The 16,886-nt window shown below is 37.6% G+C and carries 17 protein-coding genes; 11 read left to right on the top strand and 6 right to left on the bottom strand.

Annotated features, from left to right (window positions below):
* Nucleotides 1-129: 129 nt before the first annotated feature.
* The 3 genes from ACFSQJ_RS08535 to ACFSQJ_RS08545 all read right to left on the bottom strand — a co-directional run bounded on the left by ACFSQJ_RS08535 (nt 130) and on the right by ACFSQJ_RS08545 (nt 2,077).
* On the bottom strand, nt 130-726 hold the full coding sequence (locus tag ACFSQJ_RS08535) for a mobile mystery protein B (RefSeq protein WP_377766528.1): 597 nt from the start codon (nt 724-726) through the stop codon (nt 130-132).
* Nucleotides 717-1,178 carry a mobile mystery protein A gene (locus tag ACFSQJ_RS08540; protein WP_377766529.1) on the bottom strand — a complete coding sequence of 154 codons (462 nt, stop codon included), beginning with the start codon at nt 1,176-1,178 and terminating at the stop codon, nt 717-719. Before ACFSQJ_RS08540 ends, ACFSQJ_RS08535 begins: the two co-directional genes overlap by 10 nt.
* Nucleotides 1,179-1,390: 212 nt before the next feature.
* On the bottom strand, nt 1,391-2,077 hold the full coding sequence (locus ACFSQJ_RS08545; RefSeq protein ID WP_377766530.1) for a DUF6090 family protein: 687 nt from the start codon (nt 2,075-2,077) through the stop codon (nt 1,391-1,393).
* A gap of 97 nt (nt 2,078-2,174) precedes the next feature.
* Here ACFSQJ_RS08545 and ACFSQJ_RS08550 point away from each other — a divergent pair, with 97 nt between their 5' ends.
* Complete coding sequence (locus ACFSQJ_RS08550; protein WP_377766618.1) at nt 2,175-2,780, top strand: methyltransferase domain-containing protein; 606 nt, start codon at nt 2,175-2,177, stop codon at nt 2,778-2,780.
* Nucleotides 2,781-2,946: 166 nt separating this feature from the next.
* Here the strand turns inward: ACFSQJ_RS08550 and ACFSQJ_RS08555 are convergent, their stop codons facing one another.
* Nucleotides 2,947-3,480 carry a hypothetical protein gene (locus ACFSQJ_RS08555; protein ID WP_377766531.1) on the bottom strand — a complete coding sequence of 178 codons (534 nt, stop codon included), beginning with the start codon at nt 3,478-3,480 and terminating at the stop codon, nt 2,947-2,949.
* Nucleotides 3,481-3,637: 157 nt separating this feature from the next.
* On the opposite strand from ACFSQJ_RS08555, the gene ACFSQJ_RS08560 reads away from it, so the two are divergent.
* The 10 genes from ACFSQJ_RS08560 to ACFSQJ_RS08605 all read left to right on the top strand — a co-directional run bounded on the left by ACFSQJ_RS08560 (nt 3,638) and on the right by ACFSQJ_RS08605 (nt 15,132).
* On the top strand, nt 3,638-6,874 hold the full coding sequence (locus ACFSQJ_RS08560; RefSeq protein ID WP_377766532.1) for a WD40/YVTN/BNR-like repeat-containing protein: 3,237 nt from the start codon (nt 3,638-3,640) through the stop codon (nt 6,872-6,874).
* Between the two features lie 3 nt (nt 6,875-6,877).
* The gene (locus ACFSQJ_RS08565; RefSeq protein WP_377766533.1) at nt 6,878-7,582 is read left to right on the top strand and encodes a DUF2490 domain-containing protein; all 705 of its coding nucleotides are present in this window, start codon (nt 6,878-6,880) and stop codon (nt 7,580-7,582) included.
* The gene (locus ACFSQJ_RS08570; RefSeq protein WP_377766534.1) at nt 7,579-8,796 is read left to right on the top strand and encodes a bifunctional alpha/beta hydrolase/OsmC family protein; all 1,218 of its coding nucleotides are present in this window, start codon (nt 7,579-7,581) and stop codon (nt 8,794-8,796) included. The genes ACFSQJ_RS08565 and ACFSQJ_RS08570 overlap by 4 nt, the downstream gene beginning before the upstream one ends.
* Nucleotides 8,796-9,281 (top strand): YdeI/OmpD-associated family protein, encoded by a 486-nt coding sequence (locus ACFSQJ_RS08575; protein WP_377766535.1) that lies wholly within the window; start codon nt 8,796-8,798, stop codon nt 9,279-9,281. Before ACFSQJ_RS08570 ends, ACFSQJ_RS08575 begins: the two co-directional genes overlap by 1 nt.
* Nucleotides 9,282-9,349: 68 nt before the next feature.
* On the top strand, nt 9,350-12,184 hold the full coding sequence (locus ACFSQJ_RS08580; protein WP_377766536.1) for a M16 family metallopeptidase: 2,835 nt from the start codon (nt 9,350-9,352) through the stop codon (nt 12,182-12,184).
* 134 nt (nt 12,185-12,318) lie between these two features.
* Complete coding sequence (locus tag ACFSQJ_RS08585; RefSeq protein WP_377766537.1) at nt 12,319-12,918, top strand: superoxide dismutase family protein; 600 nt, start codon at nt 12,319-12,321, stop codon at nt 12,916-12,918.
* 71 nt (nt 12,919-12,989) lie between these two features.
* Entirely contained in the window at nt 12,990-13,520 is a 531-nt protein-coding gene (locus tag ACFSQJ_RS08590; protein WP_377766538.1) for an RNA polymerase sigma factor, read from the top strand.
* A 1-nt stretch (nt 13,521) separates the two neighbouring features.
* The gene (locus ACFSQJ_RS08595) at nt 13,522-14,313 is read left to right on the top strand and encodes an anti-sigma factor (protein WP_377766539.1); all 792 of its coding nucleotides are present in this window, start codon (nt 13,522-13,524) and stop codon (nt 14,311-14,313) included.
* 2 nt (nt 14,314-14,315) lie between these two features.
* Nucleotides 14,316-14,882 (top strand): cysteine hydrolase family protein, encoded by a 567-nt coding sequence (locus ACFSQJ_RS08600; protein WP_377766540.1) that lies wholly within the window; start codon nt 14,316-14,318, stop codon nt 14,880-14,882.
* A 64-nt stretch (nt 14,883-14,946) separates the two neighbouring features.
* Nucleotides 14,947-15,132, top strand: a complete 186-nt coding sequence (locus tag ACFSQJ_RS08605) for a hypothetical protein (RefSeq protein WP_377766541.1) — start codon at nt 14,947-14,949, stop codon at nt 15,130-15,132.
* 1 nt (nt 15,133) lies between these two features.
* Here the strand turns inward: ACFSQJ_RS08605 and ACFSQJ_RS08610 are convergent, their stop codons facing one another.
* Complete coding sequence (locus tag ACFSQJ_RS08610; protein WP_377766542.1) at nt 15,134-16,126, bottom strand: VOC family protein; 993 nt, start codon at nt 16,124-16,126, stop codon at nt 15,134-15,136.
* Entirely contained in the window at nt 16,123-16,842 is a 720-nt protein-coding gene (locus tag ACFSQJ_RS08615) for a TIGR04283 family arsenosugar biosynthesis glycosyltransferase (RefSeq protein ID WP_377766543.1), read from the bottom strand. Before ACFSQJ_RS08615 ends, ACFSQJ_RS08610 begins: the two co-directional genes overlap by 4 nt.
* Nucleotides 16,843-16,886 lie beyond the last annotated feature (44 nt).

Below are 16,886 nucleotides of genomic sequence, written 5' to 3' on the forward strand. Positions count from 1 at the left end.
GCAAAGCCTTGTATGGCCCCAAAGAGAATGATACTATTTATTAATGAAATATTGATTTTCTAGTTAAGTTTATTGTTTTTCAATTTAATTTAGAAAAGAGTTGTTTTTTATCTCAGTTCTTTGTTGGCTTTAGTTTTTTGCAAATTCAATTAATGGATTAATATTTCCATTATCAGCTTGCTTAAGTGAATTTATATATTCTTTCCTTATTTCGTCAGCTCTGACCATATTCGATTGGTGCCACGTAAAAATCTCTTTCTTAAATATTGATTCCATTATTATATCTGCCATCATTCTTGAATGTCTTCCATTCCCATTGGGAAAACAATGAATAGAAACTATTCGATGTTTGAATCTGATTGCAATTTCTTCTGGCGAATAAGTTTTATTCTCAATCCAATATTTTGTATCCTCCAATAGATTTTTTAACTCTACTGCAATTTGGATCCATGGAATACCAATGTTTTTTTCAGTCCTTCTGAATTCACCTGCCCATTTCCATACATCTCCATACATTCGTTTATGCAGATTTTTGACAAATTTTTCTGTGAGTATTTTTTCGCGTTTCAAATTTGCATGAATAGTCCATTCAACCGCTTTTTCAATATTCAACTGTTCAAATTCGTCCAGTTCACCTTGAGTTGTAATTGTTTTTATTTTCAACCCTTCCTTTTCCTCTTCTTCTAATGGTGTTTGTCCGTCTTTGTAGTTGAATTCTAATCCCATAATGACCTTCTCATTTCTCGTTTTATTTCTTGAGCAAGTTCATTTATAGTTTTGGCTATCTTTTCATCTCCAATTCCCTGATCCTCTAGTTTCATATTTTGATTTGTCCGCAATACAATCTTTTGGGCCAGTTTCTCCGCTTTAATTTGTATTAAATCGTTGATGGTCCCATTTTTTGGGACCAGTGCATATACCAATTTTAAGTCCATTGCATTGGCTACATCTTTTAAGGAGTTGAGCGTTATCCCGCCGTTAGCTTCACTTTCTTCAATTCTTCTTACTCCTTGTCTTGTTATATTTAACTTGGTCCCAAGTTGAGCCATAGTCATGTTGAGTGTGGTCCGAATTGTATTAATCCATCCACGTTCTGGTACCAGGACTTTTCTAGATTCTGAGAATGGTTGTAGTTTTTGGTCCAATTGCTCAATTAGAAGTTTTTGCTTGCTCCTCATTTTATGTAAAAATTTGAGTTTACAAATAAAACTTTTTGTAAACATATATAGTTACAAATATATTAAAATGTAAATATATAAGTTTACATAAAACGAAAAAAGTAAACTTTAAAGTTTACTTTAGAGGATTGACTAAATTAAAGCTAACGGTGATGATAAGCGGAGGACGCAGCGATAGCGAGTCTTCTGTCTTATCTATTGTTGTGCTTTCGTTATTTTTCTTCGATTATTCTATCTATTTCAGTCATAGCTGACTCTAACTGTTTTAAATAATAAATCATTTGTTTATTATGATGAAATATGTCATCCAGAAATTCAGTTATTTGCTCAGATTTCATTTCACGGAATTTTCCAGTTCTTCTTTCATAGCTATATTTCTTACTTAAAAATGCCCATCTTTTATCTACTTCCGCACCATTTACAATTAGTCTTTTATAAGTTGTGTTGTATAGTTTCACTACTTTTTGTGCAAATTCATCGTTCTTGAAAAGAGTTATTAGGTTGCCAGAAACGGCCGATTCATAAGAGCCAGAAATTGGGTAAAATGTTGGTTGACTTATAAAGTATTCTTTGAAAAGAGAATCACACAATTTTCTATCATTTTCATAGAGCTTGAGCAAGTCATTATTGAGAATTTCGTAAGTCTCTGTTCTCGGTATATTATGCTCAATAACCTTTATAATATAATCCTTATCTTGTTTTAAGTCTTTATTTAGGCTTAAAGTAAATTGCTTTTCAGTATCAGTTAGCTTTCTTGATTCATTCCAATTATTAATCTGAAGCGCAATTAAAATTCCAATAACAACAAGGATAATTTCGCCAACTGCATAAATCAAATACTTACTGAATTTATTTTCAGAGAGTAGCTTCTGTCTAATTTTCCTAAAGAATTTTATCATTGGTTATTTTGGTTTATCCTAATGAAGCACAACAATTCGCTAAACGTACTAGTACGTTTATTTCTTATATATGTGTAATTTACATAATCAAAAACAACTGTTGTCTACTAAAGAAGAAAAATACTGGTCACAGCGTTACCAAGAAGAACGTACAGGTTGGAATATCGGTTATCCTTCTACACCGTTAAAATCCTATATTGACCAGTTAGCTGATAAGTACATAAAAATTCTAATCCCTGGAGCCGGTAATGCCTATGAAGCGGAATACCTATGGCAGCAAGGTTTTACCAATGTGTTTGTTATGGATATCTCTTCAATTCCTTTAAAAGCCTTTCAAAAACGAAATCCAGATTTCCCAAGTCAACAATTGCTGCAAGAAGACTTTTTCAATCATAAAAACCTATACGACCTCATCTTGGAGCAAACCTTCTTTTGTTCCTTTATCCCCACAGCTGAAAATCGCTTTGCCTATGCCAAGCACATGAACACACTTTTAAAACGATCAGGCAAATTAGTAGGCCTTTGGTTTGATATTCCGCTTACGGGAAATATGGAAAAACGTCCTTTTGGTGGTGATAAAGAGCTCTATCTAAAATACCTTGCCAAACATTTAGAAGTCAAAACTTTTGAAAAATGCTATAATTCCATTGCCCCGAGGCAAGGCAATGAACTGTTCGGAATTTTTACCAAGAACCAAGCATAAACCCAAGGTGTCAGGTCGAGCGGAGTCGAGACCTCTTTAGAGTATCTATCTTTAAAAGCTTCTCCATTTTGATTTATCTTGAGTAAAGTCAAAAAACTCGAAGTGACATTGCCCATATTTGTTGATACTTAAAGTACAAGTGCTAAGAATTTATATCGAACCCGCCTTATTTAAATTTTGGTTTTACTAAACCACCAACCCCAATTCCCACCTTATAAAAAATAAATAAGAACAAGCAAAAAAGGCTTCCAAATGCTATGGGGATTATGGCTCCAAAGGTAAATGAAGAACCTAAAACCCAACCTAACAAGTATTCTGCTTTATACAAGGGCTTAAAGAAGGCCAGAATAAATAAAGAACCCATTATATAGTCTATAATGTCAATCTCATTCATAAAACAGATAGCTATAGAGATTGCAACTAGTGCCGAAGCTAAAAATGACAAAACAACTTGCTGTAACTTCTCTTTACAATTTGGTCTATCAATTCTTTTATGTATTCGGTACAATAAAAAATAAGTGAAAAAGGGAAGCACTAAGCCTCCTATCCAATTGGGAATACCGGGCATGTCCTTGCTATGAAATAAATAGTGAGTAGGAATACCGCCATGGAAATAATCCCAAGCGATATGTCCCCAAACTAGAAATGTTGCTAGTACGGTAATTAAAATACGGCGATTTAGACCTAATTTAAGCGTCATGATTTTTCGGTTTTGATCGATTTGATATAGTAGACGTCAACTTTCCTTTTTCGTTACCAATTCTCCTCGAAAGTGTAAGTTTCTATTAACACCTTTTTAAGATATCACACTAGCCTTTTGGTTATCTTTAGGCGACTAATTCCAACTAATTCCGATAATGAAAAAATTACTACTTCTAGCCCTAGTTTTGGCTTCAACTTCTTTATTTGCCCAAGAATTTACAATGGACCTTGTTCAAGACCTAAAACCACGGAACATTGGCCCTGGCGGTATGAGTGGCCGTGTTACCGCAATTGATGTGGTTACGGAAAATCCAGATGTCATGTACGTAGGTACGGCCTCTGGTGGTCTTTGGAAATCTACTTCGGGCGGTATCAAATGGGATCCTATTTTTGACAAAGAACTTACTGCCTCAATCGGTGCCGTAGCTATACAACAATCCAATCCATCCGTAATTTGGGTAGGAACTGGTGAGGGTAATCCGCGTAACAGTTTAAATGGTGGTTTTGGGGTTTACAAGTCTTTGGATGGTGGTAAAACCTGGAAAGCCATGGGCTTGGAAAAAACCAGACATATTCATCGTGTGGTTATCGACCCTACAGACCCTAATACGGTTTATGTGGGTGCTATTGGTTCCCCTTGGGGCGTTCACCCAGAACGAGGGGTTTATAAAACTACGGATGGCGGCCAAACTTGGGAGAAAATTCTATTTGTAAACAATAAAACGGGGGTTGCAGATTTGGTAATGGACCCAACAAATCCGAATAAATTAATCGCGGCCATGTGGGAACATAAACGTGATCCATGGTTCTTTAAATCTGGTGGTGAAGGCGGTGGTCTGCATATGACGCACGATGGCGGTAAAACTTGGAAAAAACTGACTGATGAAGATGGCCTGCCAAAAGGCGAGTTAGGTCGTATAGGTATTACCATAGCTAAAAACAAGCCCAATATTGTGTATGCTTTGGTCGAAGCGAAAAAGAATGCCCTATACAAATCTGAAGACGGTGGTTTTAAATGGAAAAAAATCAATGACAAGAATGATATAGGCAATAGGCCTTTTTACTATTCAGATATTCATGTAGACCCAGAGAATGAAAACCGGGTGTTTTCGGTGTTTACTTACGTAAACGTTTCTGAAGATGGCGGCAAAAACTTTAAAGAGTTAATGCCGGCTTACGGCGTGGACAACGGGGTACACCCAGACCACCATGCCTGGTGGATTCACCCAGATAACGGGCAATTTATGATAGATGGTAACGATGGTGGTATGAATATCACCAAAGATGGCGGTAAAACATGGCGTTTTATTGGTAATCTTCCTGTCGCACAGTTTTATCACATTAATGTAGATAATGAATACCCCTACAATGTGTATGGAGGAATGCAAGATAACGGTTCTTGGAGAGGGCCTGCCTATGTTTGGAGAGCACAAGGTATTCGCAACAGCTACTGGCAGGAGATTGCCTTTGGCGATGGTTTTGATGTAGTACCAGATTTAGATGATAACCAATTTGGTTATGCTATGAGCCAGCAAGGATTTGTATCAAGATATGATTGGAAAACAGGTAACAACTATATTGTTCGCCCTACGCCACCAGATGCAGAAACGAAACTTCGTTTTAACTGGAATGCCGGTATTGGGCAAGACCCCTATGATAACAGCACAGTTTATTTTGGCAGTCAGTTCGTACACAAATCCACCGATAAAGGTTTGACATGGGAGGTTATTTCTCCAGATTTGACCACCAATGACCCAGAAAAACAAAAACAGAGCGAAAGTGGTGGACTAACAATGGATGCTACAGGTGCAGAAAACCATTGTACGATTCTAGTCATAGAACCTTCACCTGTTGAAAAAGATATGCTTTGGGTAGGTACCGATGATGGTCGTGTTCATGTAACTCAGAATGGAGGCGCCAACTGGGTCGATGTTACTAAAAATATTAAAGGGCTACCAGCAGGAAGTTGGATTCCTCAAATAAAAGCTTCCACCAAAAATAAAGGAGAGGCTTTACTCATTGCTAATGATTACCGTAGGTTCAACTATACACCTTACGCTTACAGAACTAGAGATTATGGTAAAACTTGGACTCGTATCGTTGATGCGAATGACGTGGAAAGCTATACCTTATCGATTGTTGAAGACCCTGTCAACTCGAACTTGGTGTTCTTGGGTACGGATGATGGTCTTTATATTTCTTTTGATGCCGGAAACAAATGGCAAAAGTGGACGGAAGGCTTCCCAACTGTTTCCACTAAAGATTTGGTGATTCAGCCACGAGAACATGATTTGGTGATTGGAACTTTTGGTCGTGCGGCATGGGTTCTAGACGATATTCGTCCTTTAAGAGCATTGGCATCCAACAAAAATATTTTACAAAAAGACATCAAACTATTTGATAGTCCAGATGGATATCTTGCAGCTTATCAGCAGCCTACTGGCAGCCGTTTTGGTGGAGATGCCCTATACAATGCCGAAAACAGAAAATATGGCGCTATGATTACCTATTACCTAAAACAAGGTAAAAAGGAAATGAAAAAAGACAAGAAAGAGGATGAAGGGGACGACCAGGAAAAAGAGAAAGAAACCCCCAGTAAAGCTGAGGGTGAAAAAGAACTGACCGGTGTTCAGAAAAAAGACTCCGTACAATTCGATTTTTACGATGGCACCCATTTAATAAGAACCCTCAAATATAAAACGCCTGAAAAAGCCGGATTCCATAGAATTTATTGGAATATGGACGAAAAAGGGCCGGACAGACCTGCACGAAAAATAAGTAAAAACAAACGTGAAAGAGGCGGAACCGAAGTGAAACCTGGTACTTATAAAGTAAAAGTGAGCTTTGGTGAAGCTACCGATTCTACAAGAGTCACCGTAAAGACCGACCCGAGACTTAATGTATCCTTGGCTTCCATAAATGAAGTTTACGAGCATAGTAAAAAGTTGGAAGGCTACACCCAAACGGCGGCAGATGCTGTAAAACAGTTGGTCAAGAACAAAGATTTGGCCAATAAATTCTCGAAGGAGATGAAAACTTTGGATAAGGACAAATACAAAGACCAAATAAAAGCTTCCGATGCTATTGTGAAAGCTATAGATTCTGTAGTCGCAATTTATATTGGTAAAGAAGATAAAAGACAGGGTATTACCCGCAATCCAGAAATCAACGTGATGCAGCGAATCGGTAATGCCAGTTTTTATGTAGGTACACGAAAATCTGGCCTTACAAAAACCGAAAAAGACCTTATTAAATACGCTGAAGATGATTTAAAATCCGCTTTGGATAAAACGAACTCCTTTTTCAATGAAAAATGGAAAGCCTATCGTGAATCGATAGAAGCACTAGACCTGTCACCGTTTAAGGAAACAGAAACATTTAGTTTGAATTAATTTATGAGAAAAGTATTCTTACCGCTTCTTTTATTGGCGACTCTTAGCGTAAACGCGCAGCAAACAGGTGAAAACAAAACCGGAATTTGGTATATGTATTTTGGCATGAATCAGATTGCCGAACGCTGGAGCCTACATACAGAAGCACAATTTCGTTATTATGAAACATCTGGCAATTTTAATCAGCTACTCCTTAGAACCGGGGCAAATTATCATATCAACCCAAACGCAATTGCAACTTTAGGTTATGCCTATATCGATACTGATCCCACGTTTGAAGAAAGCCCTAAAGATGCAAATGCCTTAGAACATCGAATTTTTCAGCAATTCATTCTAAAAAATAAAGTTTGGGAATTCCTTTTTGAACATCGTTATCGATTGGAACAACGTTTTATCTCACAAACGGACATTCTTAGTGACCCTGAGATAGATTTGGACAGAACAGAACATCGTGCGCGTTACCGTATTCAGGCAACCTTACCGCTTACAGATACTTTTTTCTTGAATTTCTATGATGAATTGTTTATCAATTTACAGGATAATTTGTTTGGTCAAAATCGCTTGTACGGTGCATTTGGTATTCATATCACAGAAAATAGTAGTATTCAGCTAGGTTGGCTTAGAAACCAATTCTCCAATGCGGTTTTTGACCGTTTTCAGATAGGATTCTTCTTTAATCCCGACCTACGTAAAAAATCAAAATCATGAATCTTCAAAAAGTAAGTTTTAAAAATAAAGCAGGGCAGTCATTAGTTGGTCGTTTAGAATTGCCTGCAGATAGACACCCTCATAATTTTGTGCTTTTTGCGCATTGCTTTACTTGTAACAAAAACTTGCTTGCAGTAAAAAATATCAGTAAATCTCTTACGTCTAACGGTTTTGGAGTATTGCGTTTTGATTTTACTGGTTTAGGAGAAAGTGATGGTGATTTTGCCGACACCAACTTTTCTGGCAATGTTGAAGATCTAATTGCCGCAGCCAACTTTTTAAAAGAAAATTATACCGCCCCTACCCTGCTCATTGGGCATTCTTTGGGTGGTGCGGCCGTTGTGTTTGCAGCTGGTGAAATTCCTTCAGTACAGGCCGTTACTACTGTTGGTGCCCCATCCAATCCTATACATGTAAAGCATCTTTTAAAAAGTGGTCTCGAAGAAATTAAAAAAGAAGGCGAAGCCGTGATCAATCTTGGAGGGCGAGATTTCAAAATAAAAAAGCAATTTGTAGATGATCTGGAAACTAAATCTTTACCTGAAACTGCTAAAAATTTAAGAAAGCCATTACTCGTTATGCACTCTCCGCAAGATGACACCGTGGGAATTAAAAATGCCGAAGAAATCTATATCGCCGCAAATCATCCTAAAAGTTTTGTCTCTTTAGACGGCGCCGACCATTTGTTGACAAGAAAAGAAGATTCGGCTTATGTGGGCGATGTCATTGCAGCATGGGCAAAAAGATACCTCAATTGCGATATTCCGGATAAAAGTTTAAAAACAAAACATCAAGTTGCGGCCAGTTTAGATGCCGAAGATGGTTTTACAACAAGACTTAAAGTAGGCAATCATTATATGACTGCAGATGAGCCAACCAGTTTTGGGGGCAATGATTTTGGGCCTTCACCATATGAATATGTCTCAGCTGGCCTTTCTGCATGCACCGTGATGACCATTCAGATGTACGCCAAACGAAAGGGTTGGCAAATTGATAACGTTGAAGTTCATACCTCTTATAGTAAATCTCATGCCCAAGATTGCGAAAATTGTGAAGACAGTACGGCAAAAATTGACACTTTTGAACGTGAAATTAAATTAACCGGAAATCTGGATGAAAGACAGAAAGCGAGAATCATGCAGATTGCCGATAAATGCCCCGTGCATAAAACACTTCATAGTGAAACTCAGGTGATAACCAAGCTCATTGCGTGATGCAAAGCCCTGTTTTTGAAATTTCAATAACCGGAAGTTTCTACTCATTATTACTTCCTGAGGATATTATTAAGCCTTTTCTAGAAAAAAACTTAAGAAGAGTAAAAGCAAAGGCGAGTTTTAAAGGCAAAGAATTTTGGTTTCATGGGGCCATTCAAAAAAGAAATGGTAAACATTACATGATGTTCGGCAAACGCTATCAAAAAGAATTAGGTGTCTTTCCTAATGATTATTTTGAGCTACAATTTTTTGAAGACACTTCTAAATATGGTGTTGAGCTTCCTGAAGAATTTGAAGCAGTAATGCTTAGTGATTATGAAGCCTATCAAATTTTTGAATCACTTACCGACGGCAGAAAGCGTGGTCTTATATACGCCATAGCGCGCTATAAAAATCAGCAGACCCGAATCGACAAAACCCTGCTTCTTTGTGAGAACCTCAAACGCGGTATTCGCGATCCTAGAGAAATGCTAAAATCTCTTTAAAAATACCCAAAGTTTCACAGTTTTATAGAATTAAGCTTTATATTCCAAGCTAATTAAAAAGCTAATTCATGACAAAATGTTTAAAAGCTTTCAGCCTTGTTTTTTTATTCGCTGTTAGCGCTTTCGCTCAAACCGATACCGGGTTACCGAACACTACCATTCCTGAAGGTAATATACCGACCAATCCTAATGTAAAAGTTGGTAAACTTGATAACGGTTTAACTTACTATATCAGAAATAACGGCAAACCCGAAGATAAAGTAGAATTACGTTTAGCTGTAAATGCAGGTTCTATTATGGAGACGGACCGTCAATTAGGTTTGGCTCATTTCATGGAGCATATGAATTTTAATGGCACTAAGAATTTTGAAAAAAACGACTTGGTAGATTACCTACAAAGTATCGGTGTAAAGTTTGGTGCAGATTTGAATGCCTATACCAGTTTTGATGAAACGGTATATATTTTGCCTATCCCAAGTGATGACCCTGAGAAACTTGAAAAAGGTTTTCAAATTCTAGAAGATTGGGCACATAACACCACTTTATCTGAAGAAGCCATAGATGGTGAACGAGGTGTTGTTTTAGAAGAGTTACGCCTTAGATTGGGTGCCAATGAGCGCATGCAACGCGTTACGCTACCTAAGATGATGTATGGTTCTAAATATGCAGACCGACTGCCTATTGGCACCAAAGAAAATCTAGAGAATTTTTCTTATGATGATGTTCGTGATTATTACAATACGTGGTATCGCCCTGATTTAATGGCTGTTGTTGCCGTTGGAGATTTGGATGTCGCTACCATGGAACAAAAAATAAAAGACCATTTTTCTGGAATTTCGAAAGCAAAAAACCCTGTAAAGAGAGAAGCTTATGAGCTACCCAACCATGAAGAGACTTTTATTGCCATTGCATCTGATAAAGAAGCGGCTTTCAGTCGCGTTCAGGTAATGTACAAAGATAGGTATGAAGCTCCTGAGGTTAAAACGGTTAGTGATTACCGAGAATCCCTGGTGAAAAATCTATTTTCAACGCTTATTAACAACCGCTTGAACGAATTGAGAAATAGTGCAAATCCACCTTTTGTTTTTGGTTTTTCATATTATGGAGGAACCTTCGCCAGAACTAAAAATGCATATCAATCCATAGCTAATACAAGTCCTGACGGACAACTTAAAGGCCTCCGTGCTATTTTAGAAGAAAATGAGAGAGTTAAACGTTTCGGATTTCAAGAAGGAGAATTCGATCGTGCAAAAAAGAGTCTTTTAGCCCGTCTAGAAAAACAATTTAATGATAGGGATAAACAAGAAAGCGGTAGAATAGTCGGGTCTTATGTAAGCAACTATTTAGATAATACACCGATACCTGGTATCGAGTGGTCTTTTGATATGACCAAAAAATTACTTCCTACTATAAAATTGGAAGAAATAGGGGCTTTGATCAATGACTTTTTACATGATGACAACCGGGTCATTATTTTAACAGGCCCAGAAAAAGAAGGCTTAAAACAAGTAACCGAAGAAGAAGTAAAGGCGCTTTTAAATGAAATTCAAACTGCCGACATCAAAGGTTACGAAGATGAGGCGGTAAGAAATGAGTTAATTGAAAAAATGCCGACTCCAGGTGCAATTTCAAAAACAACCCAGAATGAAAAATTAGGAACTACAACACTTGTTCTTAGCAATGGCGCTACCCTAACCTATAAGAAAACCGATTTTAAAAATGATGAAGTGCTATTTAGAGCTTATAGTCCGGGGGGTACAAGTTTGTACTCCGATGAAGACTTTTTAGCAACTTCTTTCGCAAACGGTGGACTTTCTCAAGCAGGTATTGGCGGTTTATCTTTAACCGACATCAATAAATTCATGAGTGGTAAGATTGCCAGTGTTTCACCCTCTATTGGAAGTTTTAGTGAAAATTTTAGAGGTTCAGCTGCACCTAAAGACCTAGAAACCTTATTTCAAATGGTTCATCTATACTTTACTGCTTTAAATAAAGATGATGAAGCCTATAACTCCTTTATTACGAAGCAAAAGAGCTTTTTAGGTAACCTTATGGCCAATCCACAGTTCTATTTTCAAGATCAAATCGGTAAAATCAGAAATGAAGGAAATTCTAGGTATACCGGTTTCCCTAATGCTGAAAAAATGGATGCAGCCGACTATGATTTGGCCTATAAAAAATATCAAGAACGCTTTGCAGATGCTGGAGATTTCCATTATTTCTTAGTAGGTAATGTAGCTGAAGCTCAAGTAGCCGATTTTGCCAAAAAATATTTGGCTTCTTTACCTGGCACGAACAGTAATGAAAAATTTGTTCCAACAAAGTTCAGAAGAAAAGATGCATTTCAAAAACACATTGTAAACCGAGGTAAAGACCCTAAAAGTAATGTGTCTATCGTTTGGGAAGAAGAGATTCCTCATGATGGTAAAACAGCTTTGGCCGTTGCTGCCCTAGGTGAAGTATTAACCATTAAGTTGGTAGAGAAATTACGTGAAGAAGAAGGTGGTGTTTATGGTGTTGGTGCGCGGGGTAGTTTGAGTAAAATATCCTTCTCAAATCTAACCTTTAGTATTTCATTCCCATGTGGCCCTGAAAATGTAGACAAACTTGTGGCCGCAGCCTTGGCCGAAGTGGAAAAGATCAAGAATGAAGGGGTTTCCGATGAGGATATGGCAAAAGTTAAGGAGACCTATCTAGTGCAACGCAAAGAGGCCATTAAAACCAACAAGTTTTGGTTAGATAATCTCTTAACCGCTCACCAAGAAAATAGAGACCCAAATGCTATGCTATCTTATGAGGACAAAGTAAAAAAGCTGAAACCAAGTGATTTACAAAAAGTTGCTAAAACTTACCTTGATGAAAATTATTTCTTGGGCATCTTAATGCCTGAAGAAGCAAAATAAAAGCGGTCATTGTACTGTAAAAAGACCATCTATCGATGGTCTTTTTTTATTCTAAATACACCTAGATGCTATGAAAACTATGGACACTCTCGATATATTCTGTAAATTAGTGCCAAACCTATAAAACGTTTACGATGAAAAATATAAAACTAGCCACACTAGTACTTTTGATAACAGTATCATACCAATGTAAAGATTTCAAAAAAGGATATGAAGATGGAAAAAAGGCAGCGGAAGAATCTGCAGCAGCTAAGGAAGCAATGAAAGAGGTTACCGAAGAAGTGAATACTATTAAATTCACGATGGAACCTAAAAATGATAGCGGTATTAGCGGAGAAGTCACCTTTACCGAAGAAAATGGTGAGGTGAAAATGATGGCCTCCCTTTCAGGTCTAACCGAAGGTGAACATGCGATACATATTCACGAAAAAGCGGATTGCTCCTCAGCTGACGGAAAGTCCACAGGAGGACATTGGAATCCGACTTTTCAACCTCATGCAGCATGGGGATCCGAAGGCGGATACCACAAAGGCGATATCGGAAATTTTGACGCTGATGCGGAAGGAAACGCCAGTATCGAATTTGAAACTAGCGAATGGTGCATTGGATGTGATGATGAAACCAAAAATATTGTTGGCAAAGCGGTAATTGTACACCAAGGTGTAGATGATTTTACCTCGCAGCCCAGTGGCGCAGCCGGTGCAAGAGTTGCATGTACCGGTATTATCCAATAAAAAAGAGCATAGAAAGCGTTTAAAAAAGGCTTCCATAAAGGAAGCCTTTTTTATATTTGTGAAGCAACACTATGGATCTGGATTTACTCATACAAAAATTTCAAAATAAAGAAGTCCCGGCTTTTGAAAAATTGTATGCGATGTACTCAGAAAACATATTGGGAGTCATCAATACCATAGTACAAGAACCTGAAAGAGCCCAAGAAATATGTCAAGATGTGTTTATGAAAATCTGGGACAAATCGGATACATATAATGCATCAAAAGGGCGTTTTTTTACATGGATATTAAATATAGCACGTAACGCCGCTATCGACGAAGTGCGTTCTAAATCCTTTAAGCAGCAAAAGAGAAACCTAAGCACAGATTACTTCGTAGATATTTTAGAGGGCAGTGAAGATTTAAATAGTAAAATGGATACTATCGGCTTAAAAAGTTTACTGCAGAATCTTAAGAAGAAGTGCGTTCAAATCATAAGTTTACTGTATTTTCAAGGGTTGACCCAAAAGGAGGCCGCTGAAGAATTAGATATTCCAATTGGAACGGTAAAAACACGTAATAGAAGTTGTATTTCTCAGATACGAGAAAATATGAACAAATAAAATGGATATAGAAAAGTACATTGCATCAGGTATCTTGGAACTTTATGTTGCAGGCTCACTCTCTGAGGAAGAAAACCTAGAGGTGCATGCTAACGTGCAAAACTATCCAGAAATTAAAGCTGAAGTAGAAGCCATTGAGGCTTCAATTCTTGAGGTAACAAGAAAACTATCTCCTGGTCTTTCGAATACCGGTTTTGACGCTATTAGATCAGACATTGAAAAAGTAATACCCATAGCCCCTAAAGAAGAGTCAACAAAACCTTGGGCAAGCTATTTGGGCTGGGCAGCTTCGTTGATTTTTGCCCTAGGTTTAATTTGGATGTATCTCGAAAATGATAAACTCAAATCGGAAATTGAAATTACCAATCAACAAAAGCAAACTTTAGAAGAGCAAATCATAGAAGCCAGAGAAGAAGTAGCAGGAACTTCAACTATGCTTGAGGAACTTAGAGATAAAAATGTTACTGTTGTTAGTCTAGGCGGCCAAGCAGCATCACCAACATCTTTTGCAAAAGCATACTGGAACACGGAAGAACAAAAAGTATATATAGATGCCCAGGGCTTACCTGAACCGCCGCCAGGATTCACCTATCAAGTTTGGTCTTTAAAATTAAATCCTCTAACGCCGACCAGTGTCGGTTTGTTAGCTGATTTTTCCGATAATACTGCTCGTGTTTTTGAACTGCCCAACAATAATGATACAGAGGCATTCGGTATAACCCTAGAACCAGAAGGCGGAAGCGAATCTCCAACCTTAGAACAACTTTATACCTTGGGGGCAGTAGCCTCTTAACGATGAACTTAGCTCAAAAAAAACCAGCTTTACTTTTAATCGATATTCAAAAAGGATTCGAAAATGAAGCCCATTGGGGCGGAAACCGAAATAATAGAGATGCTGAAGAAAAATGTGCTTTGCTACTTGAAAAATGGCGTAGTCTCAAACTACCTGTATTTCATGTAATGCATGGCTCTCAAGATTCTAACTCCCCCTTACACCCTACCAAGCCAGGCTTTGAGTTACATGATTTGATAAAACCAAATCAAGATGAACCGCTTATTGTCAAAGATGTAAATAGTGCTTTCATTGGAACGGATCTAGAGGACCAATTGAAGGAAAAAAATATTTCTACCTTAGTTATCGCTGGATTAACAACAAATCATTGCATTTCTACCACAACCCGCATGGCCGGAAATTTAGATTTTAAAACGTATTTAGTTTCAGATGCCACCGCAACTTTTGATAGAATTGGGTTGAATGGTGAAGTTTTCGATGCAGAGCTCATACATCAAACTGCACTGGCAAGTCTCAATGAAGAATTTGCAACGGTCGTAACTATGAATACGCTTCTAAACGATTTGTAGCAATATGTTTCTCTACAGCGCAGAAAATAAAAATCCAATTAATAATTTTTAGTATTTTTCAGCCATGGATATAAAGAAAATTTTTGGCACAGTTTTGACACTGGCAGGTATAGGCGGTTTAATTTACACTGCCATTTTATACGGAAACGGAAGTGAGAATACGAGAGCGATGGTGATTTATGGAATTTTAGGGGCTTTGTTCTTCTTTTCAGGAATAGGTTTGATCAGAAATACTTCTAAAAGCAGCTAACCTATAAATCCTTTTTTTTGCGATGAATTCGCATTGCTTTTACAATCCAATTTGGTAAGGGTTTTCCGAGCGTTCTATGCCTTAGATTGATAAAAATTCCAAGTTTTTTACAAATAGGAACTTTATGGGTTTCGACCACTTCTATCAATGTGCCATCGGGGTCTTCGATATAACCGAAACGTCCGGCAGCCTCACCCATATCAAAGCTATTGGCGCTATCTACCGTAAAAGGGTATCCAAGACCTTCTGACTTCTTTTTGAGCTCATTCATACCCGAAACGTCGAAACACAGATGAATATAGCCTAAATCGCCCCACAATCTGTTCTTATATATTTTGTTGGGCCCTCGCTCTAAACATGATATTAATTCTAATTGAAAAGGCCCTAAAAGCTTTCCAAAACCTCCTACCCTTGTTGTATTGCGGGCAAGCAATACCCTCCTAAATTTTTGTGTACCTCCTGGAAGGTTTTCAAACTCTTTAAAAACACCGATCTCATCGAAAGCAATAGCATCTAAACCAAAAAGTGTTTGGTAAAACTTTATTGACTTTTGCATGTCAGAAACTCCTATCACGGCACCCATAACACCTCCTTTTCCATCGCTACCTTTAGAAAACGCATAAGAATCTTTGACCACTTGTATCCAATTGCCCCAAGAATCTTTGGTATAATTAGTCTCAGAAATGTTTGCGCTACGCAGTTTCATCATATTGATACCTAAATCTCCCAATCTAAAATCGGAAACCTGGGCCAAAGGCTTTCTATTTGTAAATTGCCATAATTCTAGACCGCCTCCGCCCCGCATATTCATAGCAAGTAAAGCGTAACGTTGCATAACCTCATCATTGGTATATTGTGCCATTAACTTAGCTTCTGACCTATCTTCAAAGACCAGAAGGTCAAAACCATAGTTGTTTTTATACCAATTGAATGCTTGTTTAGCATTGGCCACCCCAATTCCAATCTGCTGAATTCCGTTTATGATATAGTTCAAATTTTCTGAGGCTTATGTTGATAGGGCAAACGTAATAGTCTATTGTGCAATCTTTTAAGCTTTTCGGGTGCCAAACCCAATCTAAAAAGAAGCACGAGTAAAAAGTTGGTGAGATTTACTCTTAAGTATGAATTATTCTGGTATTTTCTTGAAGAAACCACCAAGTCATTTTTCACGATTCTATATGGAACTTGTAGGGTTTTCATTCTTTTAAAGAATTCAAAGTCTTCCATAAGCACCTGCTTTTCGTTAAAACCACCTAGGGTTTCAAAAACGGATTTTTTAATAAATAGACACTGGTCGCCGCCGCCGGTAAATATGCTTTCTTTAGAGGTAAAAGAAGCATTTAAATTTAAAAAGAAGCTTTCTTTATCAAACTTATATGAGAAAAATCCCGCATCGTTTCCATTTTCAATGGTTCGTTTAATGTCAGAGAAAAAATCTATCGGAGGTTTTACATCCGCATGTAAAAAAACCAAGATTTCTCCTTTTGCCAAAGCGGCCCCTTTATTCATTTGAACGGCTCGACCTTTTTTTTCGCAACAGAGATATTTTACCATTTCAAAACCCGATATCGCTTGAGAATCATCGGCGTTATCCTTTGATAAACAGACCAAAACCTCAACATTAAACCCTGCTGCCAGTTGTGATAATTTAGGCAATAATGCTTCTAAATTAACCTTTTCGTTATGTGCAGGAACAATTACACTGATCATTGTTAAGAATGCTTTGAACTATTTACGTAATTTAGGTATTTAAG

This window comes from Croceitalea marina, assembly GCF_042684265.1.
Lineage (GTDB): Bacteria > Bacteroidota > Bacteroidia > Flavobacteriales > Flavobacteriaceae > Croceitalea > Croceitalea marina.

Coding starts and splice junctions, on each gene's coding strand:
- ACFSQJ_RS08535 (WP_377766528.1), bottom strand. CDS start 726: ATGGGATTAGAATTCAACTACAAAGACGGACAAACACCATTAGAAGAA.
- ACFSQJ_RS08540 (WP_377766529.1), bottom strand. CDS start 1,178: ATGAGGAGCAAGCAAAAACTTCTAATTGAGCAATTGGACCAAAAACTA.
- ACFSQJ_RS08545 (WP_377766530.1), bottom strand. CDS start 2,077: ATGATAAAATTCTTTAGGAAAATTAGACAGAAGCTACTCTCTGAAAAT.
- ACFSQJ_RS08555 (WP_377766531.1), bottom strand. CDS start 3,480: ATGACGCTTAAATTAGGTCTAAATCGCCGTATTTTAATTACCGTACTA.
- ACFSQJ_RS08560 (WP_377766532.1), top strand. CDS start 3,638: ATGAAAAAATTACTACTTCTAGCCCTAGTTTTGGCTTCAACTTCTTTA.
- ACFSQJ_RS08565 (WP_377766533.1), top strand. CDS start 6,878: ATGAGAAAAGTATTCTTACCGCTTCTTTTATTGGCGACTCTTAGCGTA.
- ACFSQJ_RS08570 (WP_377766534.1), top strand. CDS start 7,579: ATGAATCTTCAAAAAGTAAGTTTTAAAAATAAAGCAGGGCAGTCATTA.
- ACFSQJ_RS08575 (WP_377766535.1), top strand. CDS start 8,796: ATGCAAAGCCCTGTTTTTGAAATTTCAATAACCGGAAGTTTCTACTCA.
- ACFSQJ_RS08580 (WP_377766536.1), top strand. CDS start 9,350: ATGACAAAATGTTTAAAAGCTTTCAGCCTTGTTTTTTTATTCGCTGTT.
- ACFSQJ_RS08585 (WP_377766537.1), top strand. CDS start 12,319: ATGAAAAATATAAAACTAGCCACACTAGTACTTTTGATAACAGTATCA.
- ACFSQJ_RS08590 (WP_377766538.1), top strand. CDS start 12,990: ATGGATCTGGATTTACTCATACAAAAATTTCAAAATAAAGAAGTCCCG.
- ACFSQJ_RS08595 (WP_377766539.1), top strand. CDS start 13,522: ATGGATATAGAAAAGTACATTGCATCAGGTATCTTGGAACTTTATGTT.
- ACFSQJ_RS08600 (WP_377766540.1), top strand. CDS start 14,316: ATGAACTTAGCTCAAAAAAAACCAGCTTTACTTTTAATCGATATTCAA.
- ACFSQJ_RS08605 (WP_377766541.1), top strand. CDS start 14,947: ATGGATATAAAGAAAATTTTTGGCACAGTTTTGACACTGGCAGGTATA.
- ACFSQJ_RS08615 (WP_377766543.1), bottom strand. CDS start 16,842: ATGATCAGTGTAATTGTTCCTGCACATAACGAAAAGGTTAATTTAGAA.